The 16246-nt window shown below is 35.8% G+C and carries 12 protein-coding genes; 1 reads left to right on the top strand and 11 read right to left on the bottom strand.

Going from position 1 to position 16246, the window contains the following annotated elements:
* Positions 1-17: 17 nt before the first annotated feature.
* The 11 genes from REB14_RS04965 to lpxB all read right to left on the bottom strand — a co-directional run bounded on the left by REB14_RS04965 (position 18) and on the right by lpxB (position 15610).
* On the bottom strand, positions 18-3050 hold the full coding sequence (locus tag REB14_RS04965) for a reprolysin-like metallopeptidase (RefSeq protein WP_079243299.1): 3033 nt from the start codon (positions 3048-3050) through the stop codon (positions 18-20).
* Positions 3051-3326: 276 nt separating this feature from the next.
* On the bottom strand, positions 3327-3992 hold the full coding sequence (locus REB14_RS04960; RefSeq protein WP_079243300.1) for a DUF6048 family protein: 666 nt from the start codon (positions 3990-3992) through the stop codon (positions 3327-3329).
* On the bottom strand, positions 3958-4434 hold the full coding sequence (locus REB14_RS04955; RefSeq protein ID WP_079243301.1) for a DUF6452 family protein: 477 nt from the start codon (positions 4432-4434) through the stop codon (positions 3958-3960). The genes REB14_RS04960 and REB14_RS04955 overlap by 35 nt, the downstream gene beginning before the upstream one ends.
* Before the next feature lie 31 nt (positions 4435-4465).
* Positions 4466-5878, bottom strand: a complete 1413-nt coding sequence (gene rlmD, locus REB14_RS04950; protein ID WP_079243302.1) for a 23S rRNA (uracil(1939)-C(5))-methyltransferase RlmD — start codon at positions 5876-5878, stop codon at positions 4466-4468.
* A 108-nt stretch (positions 5879-5986) separates the two neighbouring features.
* Positions 5987-7525, bottom strand: a complete 1539-nt coding sequence (locus tag REB14_RS04945) for a TlpA family protein disulfide reductase (protein WP_309521652.1) — start codon at positions 7523-7525, stop codon at positions 5987-5989.
* 308 nt (positions 7526-7833) lie between these two features.
* A complete protein-coding gene (locus REB14_RS04940) occupies positions 7834-8601 on the bottom strand; it encodes a succinate dehydrogenase/fumarate reductase iron-sulfur subunit (protein WP_034693080.1) in 768 nt (255 codons plus the stop codon).
* Between the two features lie 24 nt (positions 8602-8625).
* Complete coding sequence (locus REB14_RS04935) at positions 8626-10638, bottom strand: fumarate reductase/succinate dehydrogenase flavoprotein subunit (RefSeq protein ID WP_079243304.1); 2013 nt, start codon at positions 10636-10638, stop codon at positions 8626-8628.
* Between the two features lie 15 nt (positions 10639-10653).
* Complete coding sequence (locus REB14_RS04930; protein WP_034693075.1) at positions 10654-11316, bottom strand: succinate dehydrogenase cytochrome b subunit; 663 nt, start codon at positions 11314-11316, stop codon at positions 10654-10656.
* Positions 11317-11461: 145 nt separating this feature from the next.
* Positions 11462-13234 (bottom strand): ComEC/Rec2 family competence protein, encoded by a 1773-nt coding sequence (locus REB14_RS04925; RefSeq protein ID WP_079243305.1) that lies wholly within the window; start codon positions 13232-13234, stop codon positions 11462-11464.
* Positions 13235-13375: 141 nt separating this feature from the next.
* Entirely contained in the window at positions 13376-14467 is a 1092-nt protein-coding gene (locus REB14_RS04920; protein ID WP_309521651.1) for a glycoside hydrolase family 99 protein, read from the bottom strand.
* Between the two features lie 39 nt (positions 14468-14506).
* Positions 14507-15610 (bottom strand): lipid-A-disaccharide synthase, encoded by a 1104-nt coding sequence (lpxB, locus tag REB14_RS04915; RefSeq protein WP_309521650.1) that lies wholly within the window; start codon positions 15608-15610, stop codon positions 14507-14509.
* 78 nt (positions 15611-15688) lie between these two features.
* Between lpxB and REB14_RS04910 the strand changes: the two genes are divergently transcribed.
* Complete coding sequence (locus REB14_RS04910) at positions 15689-16198, top strand: DUF2480 family protein (RefSeq protein WP_079243308.1); 510 nt, start codon at positions 15689-15691, stop codon at positions 16196-16198.
* Positions 16199-16246 lie beyond the last annotated feature (48 nt).

Here is a 16246-nt window from a genome sequence, read left to right as displayed (position 1 = left end):
ATATTTAAAGGTTATCTTTATTTTTTGATAAATTTAGATTTGAATTGTTCAATTCCTTTATCATCTATTGTAATAATGTAACCACCTTTAACTAAAGCTGAAACATTAACCTTTCCATTATTAATATTTCCTCTATCGACTAATTGTCCGGCAGCACTATAGATTTTATAAGTTGCTTTATCTGAAACTTTAGTAATGTTTAGAACATCAGTTGCAGGGTTTGGATAAATCTGAATACCATTATTTTTAACAGCACTTTCAGAAGTAGCAAGATTACCTGTAATAACTACGTTATAATCTTCAACCTCACCATCGAAAAGTTCTCCACAAACATAATCTGAAGGTAATGATAAACCAATGTTACCACCTCCAGTTCCAGCACCTACATAGAATGCTACAACTCTCATTCTTAACGGCTGTCCTTCTACTGCATTCGCTGGAATTGTAACGTTTCCGCTTACTACAGTTGATGGCTGCGTTAATGTTACAGGATAATTCAATACTCTTTCTGAATCACTGAAAACACCATCCTTGTTAAAGTCTATAAATGCAGCTACCGTATCATAATCAGCACTACCGGAGTTTCCTACGGTAACAGAAATAGGATAAGTAGTTCCTTTTACAAGGTTAACTTGAAGTGCTGTATTTGTTGCATAGTTTGTATATGTACTATTTGCCGAAGTATTATTTACATTCGCAAGTGTCACATTGGCAATGTACTCATAGTCTGAACTTGTTGAAGCAGCTGCGCAGTAAGCAAGTGCAGGTGTACTGAAGTTTACAGATGCAGAATATGTTCCTACTGTAGTACCACAAACTAAAGCTACCTGAACTTCATACGTTGTACCATCAATTAAATTACTTAGGTTGATTGAAGGAACTGCTGTATCAGCTTCAGTCCATACAGTTGTACCTACTTTTCTGTAACGTACTTTATAAGTTGCGCCTGTATAAGACATCCAAGATACACTTCCTGAAGACACCGTAATGTTGCTTACAACAACGTTAGTTGGTGCAGCACTGCTACAAGCAGATAGGGGTGCAATACTTACAGGTCCTACTGCATAGAAAACATTTCCTATTGAAGAAACTCTTACTTTAATAGTCTGACCGTTCAATGAAGAAGGGAAAGTAAAGTTTTCAGATCCGTCATTAGGTGTTGATGCTGATAATACCGTCCAGGTTGTTCCGTTATCTGTAGTATAATCAATTTTTACATTAGCAACATTATAAGGAGCTGCATTAGTATTGGCAACAATCCATTGAACCGGAGTTGGAGTATTCACATCAGCATATTGGTTAGCTAATCTGAAAGGACCATTATCTCCTACAACGATAGTCTGAACTTTAAAAGCAGATTGCTGTTCAGCTACATTGGAATTATTATCTCTTACAGTTAATGCAAAATTTGTAGTTCTTGCCGTAGTAGATACAGCTTCCCAAGTATTGTTTGCGTTATTTAATACTCCATTCATTACAGACGTAAATTTCGGGAAGTATCTTGTTGGGCTTGCGTTTGGAGCAGCAGATCTGAATGAGGCTCCTGATGTTGTATTTCCTAAGTTATATTTATCAATGGAAACTAAAGCATCATCTACCTCTTCCCAAGAATATGTCATTGGGTCATTTTCAGGATCTGTAGCACTACCCGTCAAGGCAAAAGCAGTACCTTTTGGTATAGTATATGTTGGCAGGTCAGTAATTACCGGTGGGTTATTGGTAATTGTAGTTTCTACGTCACATGTTTTTGCAATTAAGTTAGCTTGTACCTGACCGATACTTGCTTTATGGAAATAAGGATCAGAGTTTTGCTGAACATCTGTATCAGGACCAGTAATACCTGCATATCCCATAATGGTAGTTCCTGAACCTGGCTCCATATTTACCCCGCTTCCTTCAAGATTATGAGAGAAAGTATGGTTAGCTCCTAACTGGTGACCCATCTCATGGGCTACATAGTCAATATCGAAGCTATCCCCTGATGGAATTCCATTCGCAGGAGAAGTAAATCCTGAACCTTTTCCTTTAGGAACTGAAGTTGTAGGATTAATACATACACATCCGATACATCCGGCGTTTCCTCCACCTCCAGATTTACCGAATAAGTGTCCGATATCATAGTTAGTATTTCCTACATTATTTGTCAAAGCTGTTTGCAGCTGTGCATTCCATGCGCCTTGTGCTCCGGTTGCAGCAGCGGCATATGGATCTGTAGCAGGATCAATATAAATTACATTGGGAAAGTTTTGTAAATTCAAATGCAATGCAAAGTCTTTCTCAAAAACTCCATTTACTCTGGTTAGAGTATTGTTGATCGCAACAAGAGCAGGAGCTCTTTTCTGATCATCCGTAGCAGTAGCAGGTACACCAGCAAGTCCCATAAAGTATTGCGTATACTCACCCGTAACAGACATTGCCAGTCTCATTGTTCTATATTTCTTATCAGAACTTTTATTAAAAGTTGTTGGCTGATTAGTGAACGACTGTCCATTTTTTAATAAAGCATCTATTTCCTTCTTAGCAGCAGGAGATTCTTCTGTAGAACACAAGAAACCGTTCTTTTCCTTTTTTGTCTTAGGATGAACAGCATACACTGTTTTGTCTGTTGAAGCAGGATCAATAAATTCATATTTATCTCCATGGATGATCATTGACTGAAAATCATTAGGAGCGATACTGAATCTTAAGTATTTGGTAGGGTCATCGACACTTGTTCCAACATAAGATCCTAATTCATACTTGTCTGCCAGTTCTTTTACAACTACTGGAAAACTATATACATTAAACCTTTCAATCTTCCCGCTCATCGTAGGAAGAGAAATTACTACAGGAGTGGAATTTGCTCCCATTTCCTGTGCATTCTTCAGCTGAGATCTCAGTAAGTTCAGGTCCAGTTTATAGTACCCGTTACTTCTTACATTAGATTGATCTACTCTAAATCCTGTACTTCTTTTGTTGTCGTCTCCTTTTTTAAGAGAAGTTGGTGTCCATTGGCCGAACACTGCCCCTCCTATACAAGTAAACATTAAAGCAGTAAATACTCTTTTCATAAATTAAAACACAATTATAATTTCCGCCAAATATAGCCATTTTATAACTCACACAAATAAAATAACTTAATATTTTTTAATATTATACACCTAAAAAACACATTCATTAAAAAAAATATAAATCAAAAAACAAGATTGATTTTATATTATATATATTGTAAAAGTCAAGGATAATCATTTATAGAAATTATAAATAGCATTCATTAAAAAAAACACAACCTTTAGAATATTCTAAAGGTTGTGTTTTTTTATTTTAATCGGTAAGAGCTATCATTTCTAGAATTTATAAGCTATATTCCATGCAAATCCCATATTAAACTTTGAAGAACTTTTTCCAAAACCAGGAACAATCATTGGAGTGATGTCATCCTGTTTAGAAGTATATACCATATATCTTGGCTGGAGATTTACATCTATATAAAAATTGGAACTGAATAACTGTACTCTACCTCCAATAGTTCCTTCCAACCAAAAAGAAGACTGTGAGGATGAAGGAAATGCTTCAGAAGAATTACTTCCTCCAAATCCACGAACGGGAATCGCCATATATTCCTGATTATAGAAAGATCCAGCAACTTTTCCACCAGCATAAAATCCGTTAAATTCATTTTCTGCATCTTTTGCCAGCATATAGAAAGCTCCTAACTTAACGAAAGGACCGCTTGCCTTAGCATCATAGCCATTTTTCTGATATACGTTTTTCTCAAAACCGGCTTCTGCAATAGCATGAACATTTCCTTTGATCTTGGAGGAAATAAATCCCTGATACAGTTTTCTATCTGAAAAAAATCCGGCTCCGGTATTCAATACATCAAGGCCAACCATAAAATTAGGTTCATATTTTTCCTGAACCTTCTTCTCTGCTTCCTTTTTTTTGTCTTGGGCCCAGCTTATTATTCCAAATAAACTAAAAAGAAAGGTAAAGATTAGTCTTGTCTTCATTCTCTATTTGATTTTGTCCGGCCTCCACTTTCTGAACTGGATCCGGAGTTACTAATTCTGAAGTTAAATTCTCGTAATACTTTTTGATTCCGCATCCGGGAGAGACATATGTTGACTTTGTAGTATATTTAATTCTTACTTTAGATTCCGTGCCCTTTTTCGTAAGTTTAAAATAAACGTCTGTATAAGGTGAACTGTCTACCCGTAGAGGAATTAACCTGGAATCAGTCTTTACAGCTACTCCCAGATCTACCTTTCCGGCACCATAGTCTACTGCGACATAAAGTGAATCCAGAGTCGTCTCTTTTCCACTATCAATGTCTCTGAAGGCCACCTTCATTCTTGGAGTTCCTTCTCCGCTTTCACAAATATCATCGTCGCCTCCACAGGAAACAAGCATTCCTAAAAAGCAGATCGCTATGAGAAATTTAAAATACTTCATATTAAGATTTGAAATTCAAATTTAAATAAATTTATTTTTTAATCAGTAATGCAATGTTCTCAACATGGTGTGTTTGTGGGAACATATCTACCGGTAAGATCTTTACTAAAGTATAATGTTCTTTCATTAAAGCAAGATCTCTTGCCTGTGTAGCAGAGTTACAGCTTACATAAACTACTTTTTCCGGCGAAAGCTTAAGAATCTGTTCTACAACCTTCTGATGCATTCCATCTCTTGGTGGATCTGTGATTAATACATCTGCTTTAGGATGGTTAGCCATGAATTCATCATTAAAGATATCTTTCATATCTCCACAATAGAATGTTGTATTTGTTAAACCGTTCAAAGCAGCATGTTCTATTGCCGCATCTATTGCTTCCTGTACAGATTCTATTCCGATTACCTGTTTTGCATTTCTTGCTACATATTGTGCGATGGTTCCTGTCCCTGTATAAAGATCATACACAACTTCATCACCTTTCAGATCTGCAAACTCCAGAGTTTTTCTGTATAGCTCCAACGCCTGTTTGTAATTGGTCTGGAAGAATGATTTCGGTCCAATCTTAAACTTCAGCCCGTCCATCTCTTCCATAAGATACCCTTCTCCGAAATATACGTTGATATTTAAATCATAGATAGAGTCATTCTGTTTAGGATTGATGGCATATACCAATGTTTTAATCTGTGGGAATTTTTCTAATAAGAACTCAAAAAGTTTTTCTCTGTTTTCTTTTTCTTCTCTGTAAAGCTGGAAAAGAACCATCCATTCTCCATGAGAATTCTGTCTCATCATTAAGGTTCTTAAGAATCCTTCCTGATTTCTTACATCAAAGAAATCCAGGCCAGTATTAACGCCATATTCTTTTACAGCCAATCTAATAGCATTAGAAGGATCTTCCTGAAGGAAACATTCTTTCAAATCAAGAATTTTGCTCCACATTCCGGGAATATGAAAACCTAAAGCATCTTTGCTCCCGAAATTTTCTTCAGAACTGATTTCGTACTGAGTAAGCCATCTTGCATTGGAAAAGGAAAACTCCATTTTATTTCTATAAAAATACTGTTCTTCAGATCCAAGAATTGGCACAGTTTCAAACTCATCAATCCCTCCGATTCTTTTAATATTATTATAGACTTCTTCCTGTTTAAAATCAAGCTGTTTTTCATAGCTCATATTCTGCCACTTGCATCCTCCGCAAGTACCAAAGTGGATACATTTAGGTTCAACTCTGTATGGGGATTTTTCAAGTATTTCAATCGCTTCGCCTTCATAATATTTAGACTTCGCTTTTTTCACTCTCACATTCACAATATCTCCTGGAATTGCGCCTGTTACCATTACGGTTTTACCCTCCTCTGTTTTTCCTATTGCCACTCCTTTTGCTCCGGCAGTCAACAATTTTATATTTTCAAGAGTTAGATCTCTTTTTTTCTTCCTACTCATTCTAAAATTTTCTATTTTCCTAATTGAAACTTTTACGTTCCAGTTTGCAAAAATACAATAAAAAAAACCTTATCCGAAGATAAGGTTTCTATACTGTGTTAAAGTTTATTATTTTGTTGGAGCCGGCTGTGGATTTGCTGGCTGTGGTGCTTGCTGCATTGCAGATGGATCAAGCTGTAATTGTGGCTGCATTTGCGCTGGATCTACCTTCGGTGCTGAAAGACCTGTTTGTTTATCCAAAATAGTCACTAATTCCTGCTCACCAAGGTTTACAAAAGATCTGCTGGCAATTTTACCATCTTTATCAATAATCACAAAGCAAGGTAACTTAAACCCGTATACTCCATATTTCTTAGCGATGTCAGAGTTCAATCCTCCTTCTCCATAAACATTCACTCCCTGAATACCTTTTAATAAAGAGTTGCTTGTCTTAATAAATTGATCTTTTGTATCGTCTACGTTTACAAATACAAAATTCATTTTAGACTTATAAAAGTTTACCACTTCTTTTAATACAGGTACTGTAGCTTCGCTGATGTAAGGATTCCATGAAGCATAGAAGAATAACATATAAGGTTTTCCTTTGTTTTCAGAAAGCTGGTATGATTTACCATCTTGTTTTGCTAATGATGCTTCAGGAGCTGCTTCTCCGATTTTAAGTCCTGTAATAGCTACCTGCATTTTTAAAAGATCACTTTTAATGGTAGCATCTTTAATATCTGAATCGATGATCTTTTTAATCTTGTCAATATTGGCAGCCGGAGTTGTTGGATGAATATCAGCCTGCGCCATTACAAATGCAAGAAGATAATCTTTTGCAGTTTGAGATAAATCTTTTTTTGTTTTCAAATACTGAGCGAACATCTCAGAAGTTGTAATCCCTGTTTTTCCTTTGCTGTTTGCTTCAGCATACTTCTGGAAATCCGGAGTCATTTTTACAAGAAGATATTGTCTGTAAAGAGGAATCGTTTTTACCATTCCATCTTTGTCTGTTTCCAGCTGAGTTTCGTAATCTTTGAAAGCTTTAGACGCTTTGAAAGAAGGATTTCCAGACATTGGACCGTGAGACATTTCATAGTTCGCAAGCAAGTTAAGAATGGTTACTTTCACATCGTTTTTCTTCCATTCCAATAATCCTTTGCTTGGATTATTTTTCTTTGCAAGGTCATCTACGTTTTTATTAATATCTGCTTCAATTTTATGCATACCTTTCAAAAATGCAGCTTCATCTCCACCCATTAATACAGGTAAATTAACTTTACCTCCATATTCTGCCAAGAACTTCATACTTGCCGTAAGGAAGTCATTATTCTTTTTAGCATCCCCGGTAATCACATATTCATTTGGGAAAGTTGCTCCGTTTCCTGAGATATTTACTTTTTGTCCACCTTCAAGATAGATCAGGCTTTGTCTGCCAGCGTAATTGATTACGTACATTCCATCTTTAGGAGCGTCAAAATTTCCTGAAAAGTTTCCGTCTTTATCAAGACCTATATTAATCAAAGGCAGGGTTCCTACTCCTGAAGCTTCTACAAATTCAATTCTTTCTAATGGTGAGCTTCCAGTAATTTTTCCTTTTACTTCTACTTTTTTTGAACAAGACATCACAAAGAATGTGATGATAAACAATAAAAGATATTTTTTCATTTCAATTTTTAATATTACACAAAAATACGCTTTTTAGGGCTTGCTAATTCACACTAATTATTTTTTTTAAAAATTTTATTATTACCATTCAAAAGGGATATTCCAATTATTGAAGGTCATCTTTTTGAAGGTAAAAAGTATTTGAAAGTTTTTTCAGAAAACGATTCAATTACCTTCCAAATATATACTTAATAAATAAAGAATAACGAAGATCAGTCAATAAGTTAACAAACTTTAACAGGGTTAACTTTTTCATAAAAAAATCGCCTCCAAAAATGAAGGCGATTTTTTATATATTTGAATCAATTCTATCCTTGATCTGCAAGAGCAGCCATGTATTCTCTGTTCATTCTTGCGATGTTTTCAAGAGAAATACCTTTAGGGCATTCTACCTCACATGCTCCGGTATTTGAACAGTTTCCGAAACCTTCTTCGTCCATAGCTTTCACCATGTTCAGAACCCTTCTCTTAGCTTCTACTCTACCTTGTGGAAGTAATGCATACTGAGAAACTTTTGCTCCAACGAATAACATTGCAGATCCGTTTTTACATGTAGCTACACACGCTCCACATCCGATACAAGCTGCAGCATCCATTGCTTTATCTGCATCTTCTTTAGGAACAGGGATTGCATTAGCATCCAATGTATTACCAGAAGTGTTCACAGAAATGAATCCTCCTGCTGCCATTACTCTGTCGAATGCGCTTCTGTCTACCATCAAATCTTTGATTACAGGGAAAGCAGCACTTCTCCAAGGTTCAATAACGATCGTCTCACCATCTTTGAACATTCTCATGTGAAGCTGACAAGTTGTAATACCTGTATCAGGCCCGTGAGCTCTACCATTGATGTAAAGAGAACACATACCGCAAATTCCTTCACGACAGTCGTGGTCGAAAGCGATAGGTTCTTTTCCTTCGTTAATTAAGTTTTCGTTCAGGATATCCAACATCTCCAAAAATGAAGAGTCTGTAGATACATCTGATATTTTATAGGTCTCAAACTGACCTTTAGTTTTACTATTTTTTTGTCTCCAAATTTTCAGCGTAAGATGTAAGCCTTTTTTTGCACTCATAATGTTATATTTATAGGTTGGAGATTATTTATAACTTCTAGTTTTAACCTCGATGTTGTCGTATATCAATTCTTCTTTATGCAACACTTCTGTGTTGATATCGTTTCCTTGATATTCCCAAGCTCCGACGTATTTGTAGTTTACGTCATCTCTTTCCGCTTCTCCATCCGGAGTTGAATGGTCTTCACGGAAATGTCCACCACAAGATTCATTTCTGTGTAGTGCATCGATAGCCATTAATTGTCCAAGTTCAAGGAAGTCTGCTACTCTGAATGCTTTTTCAAGTTCAGTGTTCATCCCTTCTCCTTCTCCTGGTACTTTTACGTTTTTCCAGAAATCGTTTCTTACTTCTTCAATTTCTTTGATTGCTTCTCTTAATCCTTCAGGAGTTCTTCCCATTCCAACTTTATTCCACATAATGTTTCCTAATTGTTTGTGGAAATGGTCTACAGAATGAGTTCCTTTATTGTTTAAGAAGAATTCAATTTTTTCTTTAATTCCTTTTTCAGCTTCGTCAAACGCTCCTGAGTTCGTAGGAATAGCTCCTGTTCTGATATCTGCAGAAAGGTAATCTGCAATCGTGTAAGGAAGTACGAAATATCCGTCAGCAAGACCCTGCATCAATGCAGAAGCACCCAATCTGTTTGCACCGTGATCAGAGAAGTTAGCTTCACCGATTACGAAACATCCCGGAATAGTAGACTGAAGGTTATAATCAACCCATACACCACCCATGGTATAGTGAACTGCAGGATAGATCTTCATTGGAGTTTTGTAAGGATCATCAGCAGTAATTTTTTCGTACATTACGAATAAGTTACCGTATTTCTCCTCTACCCAGCTCTTACCTAAATCATAGATCTGCTGATCTGTTGGATTATGAATATGTTTTTCGATAGCGGATTCTTTACCTTTTTTCATGATCTCTGTAGAGAAATCAAGGTAAACACCTTCCTGAGTATCATTATTTTCGATTCCGAATCCAGCATCACATCTTTCCTTAGCAGCCCTGGACGCAACGTCTCTAGGTACAAGGTTACCGAATGCAGGGTATCTTCTTTCCAAATAATAATCTCTATCTTCTTCTTTAATATTTTCAGGTCTTAATTTACCTTCTCTGATTGCTACCGAATCTTCATGTTTTTTAGGAACCCAGATTCTTCCTGAGTTTCTTAATGATTCAGACATCAAAGTCAGTTTAGACTGCTGTGTTCCATGAACAGGAATACAAGTCGGGTGAATCTGTACGTAGCAAGGGTTTGCGAAGTAAGCTCCTTTTTTGTGAATTTTCCATGCAGCAGAAACGTTAGATCCCATTGCATTGGTAGAAAGGAAATATACGTTTCCGTATCCTCCAGAAGCGATTACTACAGCGTGAGCAGAATGTCTTTCAATTTCACCTGTTACAAGGTTTCTTGCGATAATCCCTCTCGCTTTTCCGTCAACAATAACAAGATCTAACATCTCATGACGGTTATACATTTTGATTCTTCCTTTACCGATCTGACGGCTCATTGAAGAATAAGCACCTAATAATAACTGCTGCCCTGTTTGTCCTTTTGCGTAGAAAGTTCTTTTTACCTGAACCCCACCAAATGAACGGTTATCTAGCTGACCGCCATAATCTCTCCCGAAAGGAACTCCCTGGGAAACACACTGGTCAATAATATTTGCAGAAACTTCAGCTAATCTGTAAACGTTGGCCTCTCTTGCTCTATAGTCACCACCTTTAATGGTATCATAGAATAATCTGTAAGTAGAGTCACCGTCTCCCTGGTAATTTTTAGCTGCGTTGATCCCTCCCTGAGCTGCAATAGAGTGTGCTCTTCTTGGAGAATCCTGGTAGCAGAATGCTTTCACATTATATCCTTGCTCAGCTAATGTAGCTGCAGCAGAACCTCCTGCCAAACCTGTACCTACAACAATAATATCAATCTTATCTCTGTTGTTTGGTGCAACAAGGTTCATATGGTCTTTATGATTTTTCCACTTGTCTTTAAGAGGACCCGCTGGAATTCTTGAATCTAATTTACTCATACTAGTATATTGATATTATTGAGTTATAAAATGGAAAACTGCAACGATGATAAATCCTGCAGGGATAAGGATTGAATACCATGTCCCGAAAGCTTTGATCACCGGCGTATATTTTGGATGTCTCGCACCGATAGACTGGAATGAAGACTGGAATCCGTGCGCTAAGTGTAATCCTAGCAGAACAAAAGAGATTACATACAAAGCCACTCTCCAAAGATCAGCAAACTTTTCATGAAGTTCCGGCCAGAAACGTTCTGCATCAGGAGTCAATCCTTCTACATACTTGTAATTAATTTCATGTAGCCAGAAATCATATAAGTGAAGCGCCAAGAAAGCTAAAATAACAGCTCCTGAAATAATCATATTTCTGGACATCCATGAAGAATTCACTGATGCGTTGTTAGCTGCATACTTTACCGGACGCGCTTTATTATTCTTGATCTCAAGCACAAATCCCATTACAAAATGGAAAATTACTGCAAAACCAAGAATAGGCTGCATTAAGAACTGCACAAAAGGATTATAGCCCATAAAGTCAGATGCTGTATTGAATGCATCCTTGTTTAGAACTGATAACAAATTGGTTGTCAAATGCAGTATAAGAAAAATCAGCAAAAACATAGCTGATAATGCCATAGCGTATTTTCTACCTATCGTAGAACTCGTTAAACCTGCCATATAAGTTTAAATTTGAATTTCCACAAAATTAAGAAAGTTTAACAATATCGAAAAGTGAGAAATCTCACAAATAGACAGTTTGTAATCTTTCTAAATAAGATTTTCACCCATTATAAATACAGGAAAATGGCTAAATTCAGAACCATCATTTCAGATCATAAATCTTATTCCTGAAAACCACTTTTTGAATGGAGGGTGACAAGGTTTTTATCTCAAAATGATCTACTCTCCTGGAAGCACAATATGGATTGACTATATACTGTAAAATCTTCGTCTTATTTTTCATATCCGAAATCCAGAAACAGACTCTGTCACCATTTTTCACTGAAAAAATTTTGTTTCTGTTAAAATGATGAACCAATATCTCTTCCTTCTGATTTTCAAAAGCCGTGATTCCGCTTCTTATCATTAGAAATAGTAATGCTGTCATCATCAACCTCATCGTATTTTTCATATTGAATTTCAGTATAGCTGCTCTTAGCAAATAGACAAACACTGATACTGACATCACTTCTATCCCATTCATTGGAATATTTTCAAAGAACAGTACATCCACTTCAGCAAACCAATGGATTACCTTCAGTAAAAACTGAATAATCCCATCATATATACCATTTATAAGTGCAAAATCAATCCCAAAAGAAATAAGAACTGTTATTAAAAAAGAGAAAATAATAATTAATTCAGAAAAAGGAACAATAACAAAATTGGCAATGATTGATATCAATGAAAACTGATGAAAATAGTACAATACCAGAGGAAGTGTTGCCAACTGTGCAGATAAAGATATTGTAATCGTGTTAAACAGAAGTTTTTTAATATAATTATCCTGTTTTGGGAAGTATTTCAGCAGAGGCTGATTCAGCCAATAAATTCCCAGAACAGCCAAAAAGCTAAGCTGAAAACCTACATCAAAAAGCTGTTGTGTATCTCCGATTAGAATAAAAAAAGCAGATAAAGCCAATGCATGAAGCAGATCCGGCTTTCGCTGAAGCAAAACAAAAATGAAATAAACACTCAACATGATGCAGGACCGTAATACCGAATTACCAAATCCGATAAAAGCGGCGAACAACCAGATAAAAATCAAACTGAAAACAACCGCATATTTTCTGAATTGCAAAGGAGCAAACCGAATCAGAAAAAAGTAGAACATCCCAAAAACAACCACAATATGAGTTCCAGAAATAGCCAGAAAATGAACCAACCCGGACTTATTGAAATCACTAACAGTGCCTGCATCAATTTCTGTTCGGTCTGCCAGAATAATACCTTTTAGAAATTCTTTAGTTTTTGCTGAAATTTCTATTTTATCAATTTTCTTAAGAACTTCAAACCTATATTGCCTAAGCTGATCTGCCCACGTTAAGTCATTCCGTTCAGCAGATATAATTTCTTTTGAAAGATAAACCTGGCAATCCATATGTTTTCTTTTCAGATATTGAGCATAATCAAATTGAAAATCATATGACAGAATCTGAGGTTTCGTAATGTAAACCTTAGCTTTATAGTAGTGAATAAAATCTAACTCTTTACTCTCTTTTGGAACATAAAAAATTGAATTAAAACATGCATTTCTCGCCTGTGCAATGCCTTCATATTTTCTATATTTTTCCGAAGAATTTAGTTTCTGAGAGATCTTAAATAAAACCGTTTCATGCTTATTTATGGGGAGTTTATCAACCGATGAAGAAGTGTTATAGAAATGAAGAACAATTCCTGCTCCAAACAACAGAAGCATCAATAAAACAATTTTGGTTTTATGCAGAAGATAAGAATGAAAACAGATTAAAATCAACAATATTGAGCATATTATTCCCACTCCATCAACAACGATCTCTGCTAATACCACTCTATCCTGAAAAAGAATTCCAAGAATAAAGCATATTGCCAGAATAAGAAGAGGTTGTTTGTTCAATATCCATTAATTATCCTTTTAAAATAGGCAATGAATGGGAAATTCACGACCTCTTTAAAAACTAAATAAGCGCTCTGTCTTCATTAAAAATGTTAACAGAACGCTTAATTTTTTTTACTAAAAATTACATTTAAAAGTATATTATCTCTTTTTCAAAAATTTATCCGTCAAACGCTTCGTTTCTTTGATATAAAATAAAGGATCTTTCCCGTAATCTTCATATTTGAAATCTACTGCTTTTTTAGGAATAGCAGGCTCTATTTGCGTTCCTTCATGCCATTCATTGAATGATGTAATTCCAATAAACTCAGGATTTACTTTACTGGCAGCATCAAACATTTTCTCATAATATTTTCCATGATCTCTGCTTTTGAAATTAGCTTCATTCCACGGTCGGATTCTTGTATCGGAATAACCAGGACCTACACACGGAATAAAAATCAGATGATGATCTTTAGCAAAGTTGGCCATAAAATCCCAATTAGCCGTTGTACTTCCATATACAAATCCTTCGCTGGCAAAATAGGTATAGAAACCATCAAAGCCTGCCGAATCGAAAAATTTAGCATCATCTTTCTCAACCCAAAGTCCGATATAAAGAGCATCTAAATCCGTGTTTCTGACTGTTTCCGCTCCATCTTTGGATAATATTTTCATCCATTCTTCTTTAGAAATTTTATAGCTGTCATACACATAAAACAGAGGTTTTCCTTCTTTTTTATAGAATGCATGATGATTGGAATACGTTTTTAACAGGTAAGAAAGCTGCTCTTTTAATTCCGAAGTGTTTTTATAAAAGGGCTCAATGTGGAATGCTATTTTTAAATCAAACCGATCTGCAATATCTAAATACTTGATAAGACTTTTATCCGTAAACGAATCTTTTCCCAACCAGCTTACGACAACCACTCCTACTCCGGAGTCTTTAATCATTTTCATATGTTGCTCGATAGTTTTCGGATCATTGGAACTGTAGTTACCAAGAGCCGGGTAAAAATTAGCTCCGATATCATCACCTCCTTTATGATGCCCCAGATTATTCCACTTCGGATTACTCCAGTGAGGAAGAATCTCATGATTCCAATGCTGATAATCTCCATCTGTTGCAGGATTGGCGTACCAGCCGTAATAAAATATCTGAACCTTATCTCTTATACTGTTCTGCTGGGCAAAACTGTTTGTGAAAAATAATACAAAAGTCAGGAATAACAGTAAACGGTTACAATAATTCATAGTTAAAAAGTAGATTAATAATCAGAAAATCAGCACAAACTATACTTTCAATATCACCTCAGCAGCATGATCGCTGGCTCCTTTTCCGCCAAGTTTTTCTCTAAGAAGGCTATAGTCATTCAGAACCTGCTCCCTCTTTTCTCCTGACAAAATTTTATTGAGCTCTTCTACCAGATTTTTAGTATTCAGATCATTTTGAATCAATTCTTTCACCACTTCTCTGTCCATAATCAGATTAACCAGAGAAATATAATTGATATTTTTCACCAATCTTTTAGCAATAGCATAGGAAATCTTACTTCCACGATAGCACACCACTTCAGGGATATTCAACAAAGCGGTTTCCAACGTAGCTGTTCCGGAAGTCACCAAAGCAGCTTTTGAACATCTTAGCAAATCATAGGTTTTATTAGAAACAAAATGAACATTATCATCTACATATTTCTGATAAAATTCTTTTGGAAGACTTGGGGCTCCGGCAATCACAAACTGATAGTTTTGAAACTGCGGTCTTACGGAAAGCATTATTTCAAGCATCTTTTCTACTTCCTGTTCTCTGGAACCCGGAAGTAATGCAATAATTTCTTTTTCATTCAACCCATGCTCCGATTTGAATTTTTCAATGCTTATTTCCTGAAGATCCGAAATAGCATCCAGCAACGGGTGACCTACAAAATGAGAATGTACTCCATGTTTTCTATAAAATTCTTCTTCAAATGGAAGAATAACCATCATTTCATCCACATATTTTTTGATAATCTCTACGCGGCCTTCTTTCCATGCCCAAAGCTGTGGAGAAATATAATAAACCACTTTGATTCCCAATTCTTTGGCAAATCTGGCAATTCTCAGATTAAATCCCGGATAATCTACCAGAATCAAAACATCAGGTCTGTTCTTCTGAATATCCTCTTTACAGAATTTAATATTATTCAGAATAGTACGGAGGTTCATCACTACTTCCAGAAATCCCATAAAGGCAAGGTCACGATAATGTTTCACCAGCGTTCCGCCCTGAGCTTTCATCATGTCACCGCCCCAAAATCTGAATTCCGCATTCGGATCCTTTTGTTGTAAGGCTTTCATCAGATTGCTTCCATGCAGGTCACCGGAAGCTTCTCCTGCAATAATATAATACTTCATTTCTATAGTAAGGATAGAGAACAAATTAAGACAGATATGATCTTAATTCGTAAATTTGTTCAAAGATAATGATAAAAAATGTCAGAAGAATTTGAAATCCGGAATAAAGTTGCAGAAAGCGGCCTTATCAATTTTGACCTTACCACTTTACTGCCAAAAGGGGAAAGAAAGGGTATAGACCTTAAAGATTTCCTTTTTCAGGAAATGATCCTGAAAGAAAAAGATTTCCGCGAAAAGGTAGACGCTATCGATACGGAACAATATAAAGACGCTTATATATACATTTACAATTCTGTAGACACTATTATTCCTCTTTGGGCTTATTTTGTTTTAACAGCAAAAATTACCGATGTAGCAAAGAAAGTAGTTTTTGGAAGCCGCGAGGATCTGGAAGTTATTTTAATGCATAATGCGATCCAGACTCATGATTTTGAGGAAATGAGAGGAAAAAGAGTCCTTGTAAAAGGATGTTCAGATAAAGAAATTCCTGAAAATGCTTATATTGAATTGGTAGAACAACTGAAACCTATTGTAAAATCTCTAATGTTCGGAGAAGCGTGTTCAAACGTTCCTATCATTAAAAACTAAGGCTTTCTGAAAAGCTCTCAGAAACTTTAACAATAATTATGAAAGACG

It is taken from the genome of Chryseobacterium metallicongregator (assembly GCF_031324065.1).
Classification (GTDB): Bacteria; Bacteroidota; Bacteroidia; order Flavobacteriales; family Weeksellaceae; genus Chryseobacterium; species Chryseobacterium metallicongregator.
The sequence above is the reverse complement of the archived record's forward strand: the minus strand, read 5'-3'. Positions and strand labels throughout refer to the sequence as shown.